Source organism: Myxococcaceae bacterium JPH2, from assembly GCA_016458225.1.
Taxonomy (GTDB): Bacteria; Myxococcota; Myxococcia; order Myxococcales; family Myxococcaceae; genus Citreicoccus.
The window spans coordinates 21,335-38,007 of sequence record JAEMGR010000013.1; the positions used below are offsets into that span (position 1 = coordinate 21,335).

14 protein-coding genes are annotated in these 16,673 nt (G+C 68.9%); all 14 read right to left on the reverse strand.

The window, feature by feature from the left end; all coding sequences use genetic code 11:
- Window position 1: 1 nt before the first annotated feature.
- Window positions 2-1,024 (reverse strand): decarboxylating 6-phosphogluconate dehydrogenase, encoded by a 1,023-nt coding sequence (gnd, locus tag JGU66_20505; protein ID MBJ6763157.1) that lies wholly within the window; start codon window positions 1,022-1,024, stop codon window positions 2-4.
- Window positions 1,025-1,150: 126 nt separating this feature from the next.
- Window positions 1,151-2,788, reverse strand: coding sequence for a sigma 54-interacting transcriptional regulator (locus JGU66_20510; GenBank protein ID MBJ6763158.1), 1,638 nt, complete (start codon window positions 2,786-2,788; stop codon window positions 1,151-1,153).
- Between the two features lie 101 nt (window positions 2,789-2,889).
- The gene (gene gspN, locus JGU66_20515; protein MBJ6763159.1) at window positions 2,890-3,873 is read right to left on the reverse strand and encodes a type II secretion system protein GspN; all 984 of its coding nucleotides are present in this window, start codon (window positions 3,871-3,873) and stop codon (window positions 2,890-2,892) included.
- Window positions 3,874-3,876: 3 nt separating this feature from the next.
- On the reverse strand, window positions 3,877-4,434 hold the full coding sequence (locus JGU66_20520) for a type II secretion system protein M (protein MBJ6763160.1): 558 nt from the start codon (window positions 4,432-4,434) through the stop codon (window positions 3,877-3,879).
- Window positions 4,435-4,437: 3 nt separating this feature from the next.
- Window positions 4,438-6,048, reverse strand: a complete 1,611-nt coding sequence (gene pilM, locus JGU66_20525) for a pilus assembly protein PilM (GenBank protein ID MBJ6763161.1) — start codon at window positions 6,046-6,048, stop codon at window positions 4,438-4,440.
- Window position 6,049: 1 nt separating this feature from the next.
- Window positions 6,050-7,453 (reverse strand): general secretion pathway protein GspK, encoded by a 1,404-nt coding sequence (locus JGU66_20530; protein ID MBJ6763162.1) that lies wholly within the window; start codon window positions 7,451-7,453, stop codon window positions 6,050-6,052.
- Window positions 7,453-8,151 (reverse strand): prepilin-type N-terminal cleavage/methylation domain-containing protein, encoded by a 699-nt coding sequence (locus JGU66_20535; protein MBJ6763163.1) that lies wholly within the window; start codon window positions 8,149-8,151, stop codon window positions 7,453-7,455. Before JGU66_20535 ends, JGU66_20530 begins: the two co-directional genes overlap by 1 nt.
- Complete coding sequence (locus JGU66_20540) at window positions 8,148-9,065, reverse strand: prepilin-type N-terminal cleavage/methylation domain-containing protein (protein MBJ6763164.1); 918 nt, start codon at window positions 9,063-9,065, stop codon at window positions 8,148-8,150. The genes JGU66_20535 and JGU66_20540 overlap by 4 nt, the downstream gene beginning before the upstream one ends.
- A complete protein-coding gene (locus JGU66_20545; protein ID MBJ6763165.1) occupies window positions 9,062-9,793 on the reverse strand; it encodes a type II secretion system protein in 732 nt (243 codons plus the stop codon). The genes JGU66_20540 and JGU66_20545 overlap by 4 nt, the downstream gene beginning before the upstream one ends.
- Window positions 9,790-10,233, reverse strand: coding sequence for a type II secretion system protein GspG (locus JGU66_20550; protein ID MBJ6763166.1), 444 nt, complete (start codon window positions 10,231-10,233; stop codon window positions 9,790-9,792). Before JGU66_20550 ends, JGU66_20545 begins: the two co-directional genes overlap by 4 nt.
- A gap of 56 nt (window positions 10,234-10,289) precedes the next feature.
- Window positions 10,290-10,709 (reverse strand): type II secretion system major pseudopilin GspG, encoded by a 420-nt coding sequence (gene gspG / locus JGU66_20555; protein MBJ6763167.1) that lies wholly within the window; start codon window positions 10,707-10,709, stop codon window positions 10,290-10,292.
- Between the two features lie 226 nt (window positions 10,710-10,935).
- Window positions 10,936-12,192, reverse strand: coding sequence for a type II secretion system inner membrane protein GspF (gene gspF, locus JGU66_20560; protein ID MBJ6763168.1), 1,257 nt, complete (start codon window positions 12,190-12,192; stop codon window positions 10,936-10,938).
- 44 nt (window positions 12,193-12,236) lie between these two features.
- Window positions 12,237-14,054 carry a type II secretion system ATPase GspE gene (gspE, locus tag JGU66_20565; GenBank protein MBJ6763169.1) on the reverse strand — a complete coding sequence of 606 codons (1,818 nt, stop codon included), beginning with the start codon at window positions 14,052-14,054 and terminating at the stop codon, window positions 12,237-12,239.
- A 4-nt stretch (window positions 14,055-14,058) separates the two neighbouring features.
- Window positions 14,059-16,662 (reverse strand): type II secretion system secretin GspD, encoded by a 2,604-nt coding sequence (gene gspD, locus JGU66_20570; GenBank protein ID MBJ6763170.1) that lies wholly within the window; start codon window positions 16,660-16,662, stop codon window positions 14,059-14,061.
- Window positions 16,663-16,673 lie beyond the last annotated feature (11 nt).

The following is a 16,673-nucleotide window of genomic DNA, read 5'->3' on the forward strand; positions in this document are numbered from 1 at the left end:
CTCAGGCTCCCGGGGTGGGCCGCTCGAGGTGTCCGCCGAACTGGAAGCGCATGGCGGACAGCAGTTGGTTGGCGAAGGCGCTCGCGCCCTGGGCGCTGAAGCGCGCGAACAGCGCCGCGGCGAGCACGGGTACCGGCACGCCCTCGTGGTCCGCGGCCTCCAGCGTCCATCGGCCTTCGCCCGAGTCCGCCACGCGGCCAGAGAAGTTCTGCAGCGTCGGGTCCAACCGGAGCGCGCGCGCGGACAGGTCCAGCAGCCACGAGGAGATGACGCTGCCGCGCCGCCACACCTCGGCGATGGCCCCGAGGTCGAAGTCGTAGAGGTAGTGCTCGGGGTTGCGCAGGGGCGCGGTCTCCGCGTCCACGGGCCGGGGATGCTTTCCCACGTTCGCCTTGTGCAGGATGTTGAAGCCCTCGGCGTAGGCGGCCATCAGCCCGTACTCGATGCCGTTGTGCACCATCTTCACGAAGTGCCCCGCGCCGTGGGGCCCGCAGTGCAGCCATCCCTCCTCGGCGGGCAGGGGCGGCGACGCGTCGCCGGACTGGCGCTCCGCGCTCGCCACGCCTGGCGCGAGCGAAGCGAACAGCGGCGCCAGCCGGGTCACCACGTCCGCCTCGCCCCCAATCATCAGGCAGTAGCCGCGCTGCCGACCCCACACCCCGCCGCTCACTCCCACGTCCACGGCGTGCAGGTGTCGCTCGCGCAGCTCGCCCGCGCGGCGCAGGTCATCCAGGTAGTAGGAGTTGCCGCCGTCGATGACGGTGTCGCCGGGCTCCAGCAGCGGAATGAGGGCCTGGAGCGTCAGGTCCACCAGCCCCGCGGGCAGCATCAACCAGACGGCGCGCGGAGCGGCGAGCTGGCGGACCAGCGCCTCGAGCGAGTCCGCGCCCGTCGCGCCCTCCTGGCGGAGCGCCTCCACGGCCGTCGGGCGGATGTCGGTGACGACGCAGCGGTGTCCCGCCTGGAGCAGCCGGAGCGCCATGTTCGCGCCCATCCGCCCCAACCCCACCATGCCCACGTCCATGCGCGCCTCCCCGCCCCGGGAGTCCGTGCCACGGGGCGTCGCTCACGGTGAGCACTGGTGGACGGACGCGGCAGCACGGACCGAGCACAGGGCCTGCCTGGAAGGCCGCCCCGCGCCCGCGCGGGCCTATTCCTGCTCGTCCTGTCTCGTGAGGCCCCAGTCCTTCAATCGCTTGAAGAGGGTGGAGCGGGCCACGCCCAGCTCCCGCGCCACGCGCTCGCGGTTGTTGTTGCAGCGGCGCAGCGCGGCTTCGACGATCTGCCGCTCCAGCTTCTCCATCATCTGCTCCAGCGTCATGCCGGGCGGCAGCTCCGGCACCACCACGCCCGTCTCGCGGTTCAGCTCCTGGTCGAAGGAGATGTCGCCCGCGTCGACGGCGGTGCCCTTGCGCAGCAGCAGTCCCCGGTGCACCACGTTGCGCAGCTCGCGGATGTTGCCCGGCCACGCGTGCTGCTGCAGGCGCTCGGCGGCGGCGGGGGTGAACGTCACGGACTGCCCGCGCGGCGCGAAGAGGCGCAGGAAGTGCTCGGCCAGCGCGACGATGTCCCCGCGGCGGCTGCGCAGCGGAGGCAGGTGCAGCGGGATGACGCAGAGGCGGTAGTACAGGTCCTCGCGGAAGCGACCCTCGCGCGCCGCGGTCAGCAGGTCCACGTTCGTCGCGGCGACCACGCGCACGTCCACGTGGAGCGGGCGGCTGGCGCCCACGCGCTTGATTTCCCCGCTCTCCAGCGCGCGCAGCAGCTTGGCCTGGACGTCCAGCGGCAGCTCGCCAATCTCGTCGAGGAACAGGGTGCTGCCATCGGCCTCCTCGAAGGCGCCCTTGCGCGCGTTCACCGCGCCCGTGAAGGCGCCCTTCTCGTGGCCGAACAGCTCGCTCTCGATGAGTTCCTTGGAGATGGCCGCGCAGTTGACGGGGATGAGCGTGCGGTCCGCGCGCGGCGAGCACGCATGGAGCGCCTGTGCCACCAGCTCCTTGCCCGTGCCGGACTCGCCCAGGATGGTCACCGCCGCGGTGGATGGCGCCACGCGCTCGATGAGCTCCGAGATGCGCCGCACGGAGGGATCATTCCCGATGATGCCGTGGAACGATGTGTCCTTGCGCTGCGCCGGTACGGCCTCCAGCACCAGCTCCGTCTCGCCCACGCGCAGCGTGGTGGGCAGCGCGACCTCTGCCTCGTGGACGCGCACCGGCCCCACCCACGTGCCGTTGGTGGAGCGCAGGTCCACCACCTGGAAGACGCTGTCCCGCCGCGCCACCTTCACGTGGCGACCGGAGATGAAGCGGTCCTGCGCGAGCACCAGGTCGCAGCCCGCGTCCTTGCCCACCGTGAAGCTGTCGCCCGTCATCCGGTGCACGGTCTCGGTGAGCCCCTGCCGCACGCGCACCTGGGCCGGAAGCCACCGTCCCGCTCGCGCATCGGGGGCCCGCACCGCCGTCGTGTGCGCGCCTACCTCGGTATCCGGCTCGGCCTCACCACGGGTGGTCACCCGGAACACCGCGCGCCACGGGCCCAGCTCCAGGTCCGCGCCGTCCGCCAGCTCGCCGCGCTCCACGCGCTGGCCGGCCACCACGGTGCCCTTGCCGGACAGGTCCTCCACGAGGCAGCGCTGGCCATCCCACGCGAGGGCCACCTGCTGGCGGCTCACCTCGGGGTCTGGAATGGCCACGTCGCATGCGTCGCCGCGCCCCAACACCAGCCGGGCGCGCTCCACCCCCACCCGCAACACCTCCTCGCCACGACGGAAGAACACCAGCTCCGGCATCCCAGCCACTCCCACGAAGGTCAGTCCGGGGATGCGTTTACATGGCGCGCTGGCCGGCTTTCAACCCCACGCCCGGAGTGGGCGTGGGGGCTCGCACGGGCCTAGCGCTTGGGCTGGAAGCGCACGCTGCTCAGCATGCCCGTCAGCTTGCCTGCGCGGTACTGCGGGTTCTCGCGATCTGCCGGCAACATGTTGAGCGCGATGCTCAGCGGTCCCAGGCGCTTCTGGAAGTCCGGGTCGAACTTGATGCGCACGTCCAGCGCCAGCTCGCTGTACTCCGGACGCTTGCCGAGCTTCACCGTGCCGGTGCCCGAGCCGTCCAGGTCATCGCTCTTGAGCGTCAGCGTCTTCACCGTGCCCAGGCCCTTGTCGAACTGGATGTCCCCGTTGAGTTCGCCCAGCTGGATGCGCGGGGCGTCCATGGGCATGGCGGGAGTGCCAGGGGAGAGCGGGATGGCCACCTTGCCGCCCTTGATGAGCAGCCCCTTGGTGTCGAGCGTGAGCGTCCCCGTCGCGGCGGACCAGTCCGCGGAGCCGGCCTTGAGGACCGAGCCGGGCATGTTCAGCGCCAGGTTCCCGCTCACGTTGCCCTCCATGTCCAGGCCCGTGTAGGCCGGCAGGTTGCCGCCGTCGGCCTTCAGGCCCCGGGCCTCCAGCCGGATGGCCAGGTCGGAGAGCCCGCCCACGCTGAAGAACACCGAGCCGCCCATGGCGTTGGCGTTCACCGCCAGCCCCGGAGGGAAGAGGGTAGGGCGCATCGCCACGCTGTCGAAGACGAGCGCCTCGCCCAGCTCGGCGGCGCCCAGCATCGTACTCTCCCCGCGCGCGAGCGACGCCACCGTGTCCGGGCTGAGCGGCGCGGGCGGCTTGCTCAGGCGCACGTCGTGGGCGGTGATGCCATACAGCCCGGGCCGCAGGCTGCCGATGCGCACGGCGAGCCCCTGGGCGGCGGCCTCGGTGACCACGCGCGAGCGCACCGCGTCGTACGGGAAGGTGAACAGCAGGCAGAGCATGAAGGCGACCACCGCGAACGCGGCGTAGCCGAGGACGACCTTCCAGCGAGCGGGCTTGGCGTCAGAACTCATGGCTTATTGCTTCATCCGGTAGGTGGCGACGGTTGTCCACACCGCCAGCGTGTCGGTGGCGGGCCGCGGCTCCACGCGCAGGTACTTCACCTTCACCACGCCCGGGCCGCTCTCCACCGTGCGAAGGAAGTCCGTCAGCTTGCGCAGGTCCACGTCCGTGAAGGTCAGCTCCACGGAACTCTCGATGATCTTCCCGTCCCCGATGCCCACGTCTCCCTTGGGCGACATGTTGGGCACGGTGAGGCCGGCCGCCGTGGCCTTGTCCTCGATGTAGCTGATGAGCCGCACGTTGCTGCGCGTCAGCTGCTGCTCCACCGCCTGCCGCTCGGACTGGGCCTCGCGGTAGCTGGCGGCCAGCGCCTGCACTTCCTGGAGCTTCGCCTGCTTGTCCTGCGTGCGCCGGCGGTAGCCCTGCGCGCTGTTGGCGAAGCTGAAGAGGATGGCGAACACGATGAACGCCGTCACGGCCGAGCCCGCCAGCGCCACGAGCTTGCGCTCGCGATCGCTCAGTCGCTCGAACCACGTCTGGAGGGGACCGAAGAGTTCCCGAAGTTTTCCCATGGCCTAGCTCTCCCCGCCCTGCTGCTCGCCGGGGCACTGCACCTGCACGTCCAGGCGGAAGGAGAGCTTCTGCCCGTCGCGAGTCTTCTCCACCTTGCCCTCCTTCACTTCCTTGAAGCAGCGGTGGTTCTTCAAGGCCGTGGAGAGCGCGTCGATCTGCTTCGAGCTGTCCGTCTCACCCTGGAGGATGATGCGGTCCAGGTCGATCTGGATGCGGTCGAACTTCACCGGGATCTCCGGGGGAATCCGCTGCGTCACCTCGGACAGCAGGTTGACGGCGGACAGCTGCGGCAGCGCCGCCGCCGGGCTCTCCACGCCCTTGAGCATGTTGAGCGCGCGGTCGTAGTTCTTCTCGCAGGTGCCGAGGATGCGCTGCGTGGTGTCGCACAGCACGGCGTCCACCTGCGCCTCGCGGCGCGACAGCACCGTGTTGCGCACGACGCCGAACGCCACGAGCAAGAGCAGGAGCGTGACGCCGAACGACGCCAGCAGCCCCAGCTTGTCCTTCACGTAGTCGAAGTCGCCCTTGAAGGCGAACTCGCCCCGGCGCAGGTTGAAGCGCGGCGCGCGCGCGCCCGAGGCATTGCCTCGCATGGCCAGCGCGTATGCCTGAGCGGCCGAGGACTGCTGCGCGACGGGGATGACCTCCGTCGAGTCCGCGGGGAGCGCGAGCACCCGCACGGGCACCCGCAGGTCCTGGCTGAGCTGCTCCGCCAGCCCGGGCATCTTCGCCGTGCCACCGCTCAGGACGATCGCGTCCACCTGCTGGCGAGTGCGAGCGGTGAAGGCCTTGAACGTCTGACGCAGCTCGCGCAGCACGGGTTGGATGCCGCGCACGAAGGCCGCCGCGGCGCGCTCGGCGTCCGGCCCCTGGGCCGCGCCCGCCATGGCGCCGTGCTGCTCCTTCCACTGGTGCGCCTCGGGATAGGACGTCTGGAACTCGGTGGCCAGCGCGCGGCTCAGGTCCCGGCCGCCGCCCGCGAACGTGCGCGCCATCTCCACGCCCTGGCCCGGCCGGCCAATGGCCACGGACGTGCGCTCGTGCCCGATGTCCACCACCGCCACCGTGCCGCCCTCGCCCACGCCCTGGAAGAGGCCCGGCGCCTGCTGGAGCAGGTTCTGATAGGCGAGCCCCGGGTGCGTGACGACGCGCGGGTCGAGCTTCATTTCACCGAGCAGCCCAAGCAGGCCCTTCATCTCCTCCTGGCGGACGACGCCCACGAGCAGGTCCGCGGCCTTGTCCTTGGGGTTGCCCGCGTCCTTCAGCCCCACGACCTGGTAGTCGTAGACGGACTCGGAGATGTCGAAGGGGAGCTGGCTGCCAATCTCGAACGGCAGCGCCGCCTCCACGCGACGGGCGTCGGAGAAGGGGAGCTGGAGCGCGTGCGTGGTGAGCCCCGGACCGGGCAGGGCGATGACGACCTGATCCAGGTGCCCGGGGGGAATCGCCGCCATCAGCTCTCGCAGCGCGGCGCGCAGCGTCTCCGCCTTGTCGCCCTCGGGCGCGCGGCGCACCTCGGCGTAGGCCTTGGGGGTGTGTCCCTTCTGTTTGGACTCCAGCACCACCGCCTTCACGGATTGGCTGCCGAGGTCCAGGCCAAGGATGCGGGCCATGCTATTCCTCTCTCCAGTACAGGAGCTTGCCCAGCCCGTCGTCGAGCCGGATGACCGCGGTGAGCGTCTTCTGGACGCTGCCCGCTTCTCCCACGGATTTGATGGTGAACGTCGTGCTCTTGTCGCCCAGGTAGCGATTGTTGGCGACGTTGCTCTTGATGCTCGGGTTGGTCGCGACCCCCGCCGCCTCCATCACGGCGAGGAAGTCCTGCACGGACATCCCGAAGAAGCTGAACATGCGCGCGGCGCGGATGCGGGAAATCAGCTCGTTGAGGAACACCGGATCCGTCAGCCGGGGATCCGGCCGGCTCGGGTCCGCCGCGGACATGATGGCCAGCCCGAGCATCACCGGATCATCCGTGTTGATGTTGGGCTTGGAGTTGGGGTCCGGGTACACCGTGAGCCGGTCCCGGAAGGCCGCCATGAACGCGTCGTTCACGCCGTGCACGCGGTACAGCTCGTCCAGGCTGTCGAAGCGGGCGTTCTTCGGCTCGTAGCGCGGCTCATAGCGGCTGTAGGGCGAGCCCTCGTCCGCGAAGCCATTCACCAGCGGGTTGGTGGGGTCCTTCAAGTTCAGGTTGGACTGGGAGGTGTCATCGTCGGCCCAGTCCTTCATCGCGAGCAGGACCTCTTGGGGCGTGGTGCGCACCTTGTTGGCGTCCTCGTGGTCCCAGAGGAACTCGAAGCGCTTGTCGGACATCATGTCCAAGAGCCGCGACGCGGTGGGCAGCGCATCGCCCGCGCCCGAGTTCAGTCGCACGACGTTGAGCTTCTCCTCCTCGTCGCTGATGGTGGCCAGGAAGCAGCCCTCGAATCCGCCGAAGGAGCGCTTGTGCATCTGCGACGCGACCTCGGAGGAACCGCCCTGCTCCTCGTCCTCCTCTTCCATCCGGAACTTGGAGTCCACCTTCACGGGCGCGGTCTCCGAGCGGCCCTCCTCGTCGGTGGCGCCCTCGCTCTTCACCAGCCCCTTGAGCATGTGGCAGTCCACGCGCGCCAGCTTCCAGAGCTGGATGTTGAGCGACTGCGGCTGGGCCTGCTGCGCGCCTCCCTGCTGCGCGCCGGGCATGATCTGCTTGAGAAGGTCGCCGATGTTCGGGATGGGCGTCTGGTCCACCTGCTTCTGGAACCGCATGAGCAGTCGGCCCAGCGCGATGCCCGAGCGCGCCATGTAATAGGCGCGGACCTCGTCCCGCTGGTTGGCGGCGAGCTGGAGGTCCACGCGCGTGTTGTAGGCGAACTCAGTGGCCACCACCGTGAGCAGCGCGATGGCCACCACCGCGATGATGAGCGCCACGCCGCGCGAGCGACGGCCCTCGCGGACAACCGGACCCTGTGGAGGCTGCGCGGCGGCGCTGGCGGGGCGCCTCCGTCGGGGCGCCTGCTGGAAGAAGGGCAGGGGCATCAGAACCTCGGCAGCTCCGTGTTGAGCATCACGCGCGTCTGCGTGGTGTAGCGCGCTTCCTTCCCATTCTCGTCGAGCGCGGTGACGGTGATTCGCACGCGGGTGGGCAGCACGGAGCGCTGCTCGTTGCGGCGCGTGTCCCACTCGTCATCCCACTCCTTCTTCTCCGAGTTCCAGTAGGCGAACTCCAGGGTCTTGACGCCCTCGAACAGGACGTCCGTGGTTCCGCCGCGGTCCATCCGGTCGCCCACGTTGGGGTTGACCCGTCGCTTGAGGTCCAGCCGCCCGCGCGCGCCGCGGTCGTTGGAGGACTCCACGAAGTACTCCACCACCGCCTGGTCGGACTCCTTCACGTCGGTGTACAGGCGCTGGTTGGCGAACGTGGTGAAGAGCAGCTTGTCGCGCTCCCCCACGAAGTTGGTGGGCCGGTCGTTCTGATCGCGGAAGCGCTTCAGGTCATACCGGTCGCTCACGTAGGCCGAGCCAATCTCGCGGGCCATGCGGTTGAGCGCCACGCGCACCATCCGGTAGTGCTCGGCCTCGCCCTCCACGGTCTCCTTGGCGCTGAAGCCGGTCTGGAAGGCCATGGCCACCACGGTGCCCATGAGCGCGGTGATGGCCACGGCGACCATCACCTCCATCAGAGTGAAGCCCCGCGTGAACCCGCTTCGCGCGTGGCGCTTCCTGCGAGCGCTCATTGGAGGTTCCTCCCCGCGCCGAAGTTCGGCATGTTCAGCCGGCCGAACGGGCTGTTCGGAGCGTTCGGGACGATGCCGCCCGTGCCCGGGCGCTGCGGTGAGCCGCCGTTCTGCTGCTGCAGCCACTCATTGCGGTTCTGCAGCGGCTTGCGCGTCGTCGGGTCGAGCATGGTGCGGCCGTCCGGACCGGGCACCGGGTTCTGGACGATCATCCCCGTGGACGGATCCACCCACTGGCCGCTGGTCGCCTGGCTCTGGGTCCCCGGGTTGGGCGTGAAGGGCGTGGAGCCATTGCGGTCGCCACCCGGCCCCAGCGACACGACGTGGGTCACCACGTCCATGCTCTCCACCTGCTTGCCATCCTTCCAGTACACCGTGAGGTGCACCTCGCGGACGGACTTGGTGAGCTGGTCCACCATCTGCGTGAACATGGGCTGCGCCATGCTCATGGCCGAGCCCTGCAGTCCGTTCATGCCCTGCGTCATGCCCGAGGCGCTGTCGCCGCCCTTCTTGTCGCCACCACCCCCGAACATGGCCGCGAGGCCGCCCAGTCCGTCACCGTCTCCGCCGCCACCCATGGGCAGGTTGAAGATGGCGCCGATGAGCTGATCCGGCGACACGCCTTGCGTGCGGGGCGCGATGATGCGCGCGCGCCACTTGAACTGGGGCCAGCCCTCCTCGGAGAAGTCGCCGGAGTCCTCGTCGTCGTCGTTGTGGAAGCCCTCGTCATAGAGCTTCTGCTCCAGGTCCGTCATCTTCGAGCGGGCCAGGAGCGCCGCCACCGTGAGCCGCTTGGTGTAGGCGTGGTTGGCCACGGCCCCTGAGTTGAGGTCGAAGATGGCCATGAGCGCCAGCGAGAGGATGGCCATGGCCACCACCACCTCCAGCAAGGTGAAGCCGCGCGTGCGTCTCATGAGCGGGGGACCTCCAGGGCCTCGGCGACGATGTTCACCTTGCCCGTGAGGGGTGACACGTCCAGCGTCCACACGTTCTCGCCCTGGCGCAGGTACACCATCGCCTTCTCCGTGTAGCCCTGAGGGAAGAAGTAGAGGTACGCCACGCCGCTCTCCACCGCCGTGTGCTGCTGCCGCGTCCACACGGACACGGACACGCCCGCGGGCAGCTCGCGAGGGCCCACCTCCTCGGCGGTGAAGGAGGAGAACTTCGTCGTCTCCTCGACGCGCTCCTTCTCCTGGGCCATCAGCTCCTGCGCGGACGGGGTGCTGTTGTCCGAGCGCGTGTAGTTGCGACGCTCATCGCGCCCGCTGCCGTGGTCTCGGGCGCGCTCCGTGCGCGCCTTGGCGTCGTCTCGCAGCGCGGCGTCCCGGTCTCGCGAGGTGGTGACGCCGCTGCCCGCGCATTCCGCGTGGTAGCGCGTGGCCTCTTCGGTCTTCGGATCGGGAATCTCGAAGACGAGCCGGCACGTCTTGCCGCTCAGCGCCGCCGAGTCGTAGAGCGAGCGGATGACGCCCGCCATCTCCACCGCGGAGCTCTTCGCCTTGGCGCCCGTCAGCGCGCCGATGCCGATGGCCACGGCGGCGAACAGCACCGCGGCGATGGCCAGCGCGATGGAGATTTCAATGAGGGTCAGCCCGCGGCGCGAGCGCTGACGCCACGCTGCCGAGAAGGGCGAGAACCTCAAGGTTGACCTCCCTGTGCCACGAGTCCGCCACTGAAGACGTCCGTCGCGTCCCCCGTGCCTCCCGGCTGTCCGTCCGCGCCGAGCGACAACACGGCGCCCGTGCGGCCCTCCATCCGGTACACGTAGGGGTGGCCCCAGGGGTCCAGCGGAATCTGCCCGAGCACCTTCGAGTCCAGGAGCGGCTGGAAGCCCTCCTCCTGCGAGGGGAAGCGCCCCATCAGCCGGTTGTAGGACTTGAAGATGCCCTCCAGGCGGCGAATCTGATCGCGCGCCTGTCGCTGCGGCCGGCTGAGCGTGGCGTCATTGGTGGCCCACACCAGGCTGAAGGCCAGCAGCGTCGCCGCGGTGAAGACGACGCCGAGCAGGACCTTCCCAGTCCGGGAAGGACGCGCCTGGGCGGGAGGAGTCGGTGAGGAAGCAAGCTCGGTCATCGGGGCCATTCCTACGACAACACGTGAGAGGCGCGTCGACTTCGTGTTCGAGGGCCGCGCCTGCTTCAGGGCTTCGCGGCCCCGTCCTTGGAGGAGATGTCGGCGTCCGAGCCCTCGCCGCCCGCGTTGCCATCCGCGCCGTACGACATGACGACCGGCTTGCCGCCCTCGTTCATGTACACGTACTCGTGACCCCAGGGGTCGGTGGGCACCTTCTCCAGGTTCTGCGTGTCCACCAGCGCCTTCAGGCCCGTGCCCGTATCGGGGTAGCTGCCCTTCTTCGTGTAGTAGAGCTTCAGGGCGCTCTGGATGCTCTTGATGTCCAGGCGAGCCGTGTCCTGCTTCGCCTCTTCCAGCTTCGGAATCACGGCCACGCCCACCGCGGCCGCGATGAGGCCGAGGATGGTGATGACCACCATGATCTCGATGAGGGTCATGCCCCGACGGTTGCGGCGGCGCTGCGACTTCGTGTTCGTCGTCGTCATCTCTGCACTCCTCTTCGGGTGACTTTCTGGCAAGCCACCGGGATGTCGTTGTGTCGTCGTGTCAGACTCAGGGCGAGGCGCTGAGTCCAGGCTGGGCGCGGGAGGTCGGCTCCGCGTACAGCCTCGCTCCCACTGTCACCAGGGCCGCCGCCAGAGCGAGAAGCCCCGCCAGCGTCGCGCGTTGGATCCACCGGTCGAGCGTGTGGTTCATCGGTTTCCGGGCTCCCTAGTGGATGGCCGTGTTCACCTGAAGGATCGGCATCAGGATCGAGAACGCGACGAATGCAATCACCGCGCCCATCATCACGATGAGGATGGGCTCCAGGAGCGAGGTGAGGGCGCCGATGCGCACGTTCACCTGCGTCTCATAGCTGTCCGCCACGGACATGAGCATGTCCTCGAGCTGGCCCGAGCGCTCGCCGATGGCGACCATGTGGTAGACGAGCGGCGGGAACTGCCCCGAGCGCTTGAGCGGGTTGGCGATGCTCTCGCCCTCGCGGATGGACTCGCGGGCGTCCTCCACGGCCTCGGCCAGCACCGAGTTCGTCATGATGGCTTTGACGATGTCGAGCGCGGCCAGCATGGGCACGCCGCTCTTGAGCAGCGTGGACAACGTCCGGGCGAAGCGTGAAATTGCCAGCAGGCGCACGAGGCTGCCGAAGATGGGCGCCTTGAGCGTGAAGCGATCCCACTTGGGCTTGCCCTTGGGGCTCTTCGTCCAGCGGGCGAAGAAGATCACCCCGGCCACCATGGCCGGGAAGATGACGAACCACCACCCCTGCAGGAAGTTGCTCGTGGCGATGAGGATGCGCGTCTGGATGGGCAGCGTCGCCTTCATCGTCTCGAAGATCTTCGTCACCTTCGGCACGACGAAGACCATCAGCAGCACCAGGATGCCGCCGCCCACCACCATCATGATGGCGGGGTAGAGCATGGTCCCGATGATCTTCTGCTGGAGCTTGGCCTGGTTCTCCGTGAAGTCCGCCAAGCGCAGCAGCACCGTCTCCAGCGCGCCCGAGGCCTCACCCGCGCGCACCATGTTGACGTAGATGCTGGGGAAGATTTTCGGGTGCTGGCCGAACGCGTCGCCCAGGGACGAGCCCTCGTTGACGCGCTGCTTGATGTCCGAGAGGGCGCGCTTGAGGCGCTCCTTCTCCGCCTGGTCCACCAGGGCGTTGAGGGAGTCCACCACGGTGACGCCCGCGCCCAGGAGCGTGGCGAGCTGCCGGGTGAGGATGGCCACGTCCTCGGTGCTGACGCGCCCGCCCGCCAGTTTGCGCAGGTTGATGTCGCGCGCCACCAGGGACGCATTGCCGCCCTGGGACACCGCGCCGCGGCTGCCCTCGGCCTGGCCGAGGACGTCCGTGAGAAAGAGGCCGTCCGCGCGCAGCTTGGTGCGCAGCGTCTTGGGCGAGTCCGCTTCCAGCAGGCCCTTGATCTGCTTGCCCGCGCTGTTGAGTGCTCTGTATTCGAAGACCGGCATGGGAATGGCTCACCCCCCGGCGCTCCTGCGAGGGGAGCGCGGGGTTAGATGTCCTCCTGCGTGATGCTCAGCACCTCAGCGATGGTCGTCTCGCCCAGCGACACCTTGCGCGCGCCGTCCTCCAAGAGCGTCAACATTCCCTTGGACAGGGCGGACTTCTTGATGGTGCCCGCGTCCACGTTCTTGAGGACGAGCTGGCGCACGTCATCGTCCACGGTCAGGAACTCGTAGATGCCGGTGCGGCCGCGATAGCCGTTGCGGTTGCACGCCGGGCAGCCCTGCGCCTTGTAGATGCGATCCACGCCATAGCGCGCCTTGAACGACGCCACGGTGTGTCCCAGCTCCCGCAGCTCGATGTCCGTGGGCGTGTACTGCTGCCGGCAGTCCGGGCACACCCGGCGCACGAGGCGCTGGGCAAGGATGCCGGTGAGCGACGACGCCACGAGGAACGGCTCCACGCCCATGTCGACGAGACGGGTGACCGCACCGGCCGCGTCGTTGGTGTGCACCGTGGAGAGCACGAGGTGACCGGTGAGCGAGGCCTGGATGGCGATTTCCGCCGTCTCCTTGTCGCGGATCTCACCGACCATGATGACGTCCGGGTCCTGGCGCAGGAAGGAGCGCAGGCCCTGGGCGAAGGTGAGGCCAATCTTCGGGGCGATCGCCATCTGGCTGATGCCCTTGAGCTGGTACTCGACCGGGTCCTCGACGGTGAGGATGTTGAGGTCCGGCGTGTTGATCTTCGACAGGGCGCCGTAGAGCGTGGTCGTCTTGCCGGAGCCCGTGGGGCCCGTCACCAGGACGATGCCGTGCGAGCGCTTGATGACCGCCGACATGGAGCCCAGCACCTGCTGGCTCATGCCGATTTCCGCCAGGTCCAGCAGCGTGGCCGACTTGTCCAGCAGACGCATGACGATGCGCTCGCCGAACGAAGTGGGGATGGTGGACAAGCGGATGTCGATGTCGCGGCCGGCCAGCTTGATGCGGATGCGGCCGTCTTGCGGCAGGCGCTTCTCCGCGATGTTGAGCTGCCCCATCACCTTGACGCGCGCGACGATGGAGTTCTGGTAGCGCTTGGGCGGCTTGATGACTTCCTGGAGCACACCGTCCACGCGGAAGCGCACCAGCAGCTCGCGCTCCATGGGCTCGATGTGGATATCGCTCGCGCGCTCCTTGGCGGCGCGGAAGAGCACCGAGTTCACCAGTCGGATGACCGGGGCCTCGTCGTCCGCGTCGAGCAGGTCCTTGGGCTCCTCCAGCTCATGGGCGAGGGAGTCCAGGTCCTCGGTCGTCTCCATCTCGTCGACGAGCTGCTCGGCCTCGTTGACCGAGCGGTCGTACACGGCGTTGATGGTGTCGACGATGGTGGACGCCAGCGCGATGCGCGGGCTGATGTTCTGCCCGAGCAGCAGTCGCGCGTGGTCCAGCGCGGTGGTGTCCAGCGGATCCGCCGCGGCGAGGATGACGGCGTCTCCCTCCACGGCGAGCGGCAGGATGTGCGTCTGGCGGGCGAAGTTGATGGGGATGCGCTTGACCAGCTCGACATCCACCTCTTCGGTGAAGATGCGCTGGAGGTAGGGCAGGTCGAGCTGGTGGCCGAGCGCGCGCGCCACGTCCTCCTCGGTGACCGCCTTCAATCCGACCAGCACCTCACCCAGACGGCCGCCCTTCTCGGCCTGCGTGGCGAGCGCCTCCTGGATCTTCTCCTCGGTCAGGGCCGGGACGAGCGCGCGGAGGATCTCCCCCAGCGGCCGGCCGCAGAGATAGGCCTGGCCATGGGCGACGACCTGCGTGGCGTCGTTGCGCGGCGCGGCGCCGGACGCGGCGGCGCCTTGAGTGGTGGGATCCGCGGTCACGTTCATGGACTCATTCCCCCTGGCCCGGCTGGATGCGCAGGCGCTCGGGCGACGCGTCCGGACGGGACGCGGGGGCCTCGGGCTGCGCGCTCGGAGCGGGCGCTGATTTGTCGGAACCCGCGGGGGGCGGCGCGAAGTCCCGTTGGGCGGCGCCGTTGGGCGGTGCCTGGACCTCGGGGCCCGCGCCGGGAGCGGGCGAGGGGGCGGCGGACGGCTGGTTCGTGCGGGGGGCCGGCGGGGGAGCCTGGGGCGTGGCCGGACGGATGACGCGCTCGCCAGCGGAGCCCGGGCCGCCGTTCTCCACGCGCTGCTCTTCCTTCATGACGGCCTGGTTCATGCGCATGAGCGGACCGGGCTTGCGGCTGAAGTCCACCGCCACGTCGTAGCCCGCCACCTGGCCGTAGAACTGCTCAACGAACTGCTGACGCTCCTTCATCTTGCGCTCGAAGATGCGGCGGAAGTCCTCCTGGCCTCGGATGATGTAGGGCGTGAGGAAGAGCAGCAGGTTCGTCTTGGTCTTCTTGTTCGTCGTCTGGCGGAACAGGTGACCGATGAGCGGGATGTCACCGAGCACCGGCACCTTGGCCACGGACTCGATGGTGCGGTCCTGCATGATGCCGCCGATGACCACGGTCTCCTGGTCCTTGGCGATGACGGTCGTCTTCGCGCTGCGCTTGCTGGTGGTGGGGCCGAGCACCGGATCCGTGGAGGCGATCTCCTCGGTCTGCTCGGTGATGACCAGCCGGATGTAGTCGCTCTCGTTGATCTGCGGCTTGACGGTGAGCTTCAGCTCCACGTTCTGGCGGGTGATGGGCGCGTAGAGCGAGCCCAGGCCACCCAGCGACGCGAGCAGCGACGGGTTGAGGCCGCCGGTGGTGCCGGTGCCACCCGCGGCGCCGCCCAGGCTGGAGGGCGAGAAGCCGGACTGGAACGGGACGTTCTGGCCCACGGTGATCTCCGCCTCCTCGTTGTCGCTGGTGAGGATGTGCGGGGTGGACAGCACGTTGACGTCCGAGGACTGCTGGAGCGCGTGCAGCACCACGCCGAAGGCGGGAATGTCGATGCCCAGGTTCTTCAGCGCGGGGATGACCGGGCCCTGGATGCCGGCGAGGAAGCCGCCGAAGCTGGCCAGGTTGGCGAGGCTGAACGACGGAGGCGCGCCGGACGAGGTGTACTTCGTGCCCACGATGCCCGCGGCGTCGTTGTCACCCGCCTTCAGGCTGAAGCCCTGGTGGACGTTGACGCCGAACTCGCTGTTGCGGTCGAGGTTCACCTCCATGATGACGGCCTCGACGAACACCTGGCGGCGCGGCTGATCCAACTGCTGGATGACCTGGACCAGGTTCTTGTAGTCCGACTGGCTGGCGATGATGACGAGCGAGTTGGTGCCCTTGTCCGCGGAGATCTTCACCTCGCCGCTGAACAGCTCCGCCGCCTGGGTGCCCGCCGGGCGCTGAATGCCGCCGGGAGCCTGGGGCGGGGGGAGGTTGCGCGGGCGATTCGCCGTGCCCTGCGCCAGCGACTGGAGCGTGGCGGCGAGCTCCTCCGCGTTGGCGTTCTCCAGCGCGTAGATGTTGATGCGACCGCCGCCGCCCGCCGGGATGTCGATCTCCCGGACGATGTCCTGGATGCGCGCGAACGCCGCGGGGCTGGCGACGATGATGAGCTTGTTGGTGCGCTCGTCCGGGAGGATCTGCGTCAGCGTCACCGGACCACCGCTGGCCTCCTGGCCACCCGGGGACACGGCGCCCTCTCCGGGAGGACCGCCCGGGTTGACGGGCGGCGTGAACGAGCCGGGGCGCTGGCCTGGGCGCGTCGTCTTGGACTCGAAGAGGCGCTGCACCGTGGTGGCCACGTCCTGCGCGGTGGCGTACTGCACCTGGATGACGCGCATCTCGTCGCTGGCGGCGCGGCTGTCGAGCTGATCAATCAGCCGCTCCAGACGGTGGATGTTGGAGCCCACGTCGTTGATGATGATGGTGTCCGGCGGGAACGGGATGGTGTCGCCGTCCTTGGACACGAGCTGCTGGAGCACGCCGCGCAGGGGCTCCACTTCCACGTTCTTGATCTTGAACAGCTTCGTCACCATCTGCTCGTTGGTGGTGTACGGCTGATCCGGATCCGTGATGGTGGGGATGGGGTTCTGCTTGGCGGAGCGCTTGTCGACAATCTTCAGGAAGCGCCCGTAGGGGTAGACGGCGAGCCCGTTGGCGTCGAGCGCGGCGAGGAACGCGGAGTAGAAGGCGTCCGCGTCCACCTCCACGCGGCCGTTCTCCGGTCCGATGATGGAGATCTTCCCGCGCACGTTCTCCGGAAGGATGAACGTCTTGCAGGTCGCGTCCGAGACGGTCTGCACCAGCTTCTCGATCTCCACCTTGTCGAAGTAGATGCCGTAGCGCGCATGGCGCCGGGCGTCCTCACAGGTGGGCGTGGTGCGCGAGCCCTGGGGCTCGTTGCCGGAGCCCTGGTTCGTGGCGGGCGCGGCGGGCGCCTGCGGGGAAATCGTCCGCGCACCCGGAGGCGTGTTGTCGGGCAGCGAAGGACGGCGTTGCGCCCACGCGGGAGCGGCGAGCGCGAAGCACAGACAGAGCATCCAGGACAGGAGCGTCTTCATGGAGGAGCGGG

What these genes read in the sequence shown, in the direction of transcription:
- gspE (MBJ6763169.1), bottom strand. Translation starts at nt 14,054, where the DNA reads ATGAACGTGACCGCGGATCCCACCACTCAAGGCGCCGCCGCGTCCGGC.
- pilM (MBJ6763161.1), bottom strand. Translation starts at nt 6,048, where the DNA reads ATGGCCCGCATCCTTGGCCTGGACCTCGGCAGCCAATCCGTGAAGGCG.
- JGU66_20550 (MBJ6763166.1), bottom strand. Translation starts at nt 10,233, where the DNA reads ATGGCCCCGATGACCGAGCTTGCTTCCTCACCGACTCCTCCCGCCCAG.
- gnd (MBJ6763157.1), bottom strand. Translation starts at nt 1,024, where the DNA reads ATGGACGTGGGCATGGTGGGGTTGGGGCGGATGGGCGCGAACATGGCG.
- JGU66_20540 (MBJ6763164.1), bottom strand. Translation starts at nt 9,065, where the DNA reads ATGAGACGCACGCGCGGCTTCACCTTGCTGGAGGTGGTGGTGGCCATG.
- JGU66_20535 (MBJ6763163.1), bottom strand. Translation starts at nt 8,151, where the DNA reads ATGAGCGCTCGCAGGAAGCGCCACGCGCGAAGCGGGTTCACGCGGGGC.
- JGU66_20510 (MBJ6763158.1), bottom strand. Translation starts at nt 2,788, where the DNA reads ATGCCGGAGCTGGTGTTCTTCCGTCGTGGCGAGGAGGTGTTGCGGGTG.
- JGU66_20530 (MBJ6763162.1), bottom strand. Translation starts at nt 7,453, where the DNA reads ATGCCCCTGCCCTTCTTCCAGCAGGCGCCCCGACGGAGGCGCCCCGCC.
- gspF (MBJ6763168.1), bottom strand. Translation starts at nt 12,192, where the DNA reads ATGCCGGTCTTCGAATACAGAGCACTCAACAGCGCGGGCAAGCAGATC.
- gspD (MBJ6763170.1), bottom strand. Translation starts at nt 16,662, where the DNA reads ATGAAGACGCTCCTGTCCTGGATGCTCTGTCTGTGCTTCGCGCTCGCC.
- JGU66_20520 (MBJ6763160.1), bottom strand. Translation starts at nt 4,434, where the DNA reads ATGGGAAAACTTCGGGAACTCTTCGGTCCCCTCCAGACGTGGTTCGAG.
- gspG (MBJ6763167.1), bottom strand. Translation starts at nt 10,709, where the DNA reads ATGACGACGACGAACACGAAGTCGCAGCGCCGCCGCAACCGTCGGGGC.
- gspN (MBJ6763159.1), bottom strand. Translation starts at nt 3,873, where the DNA reads ATGAGTTCTGACGCCAAGCCCGCTCGCTGGAAGGTCGTCCTCGGCTAC.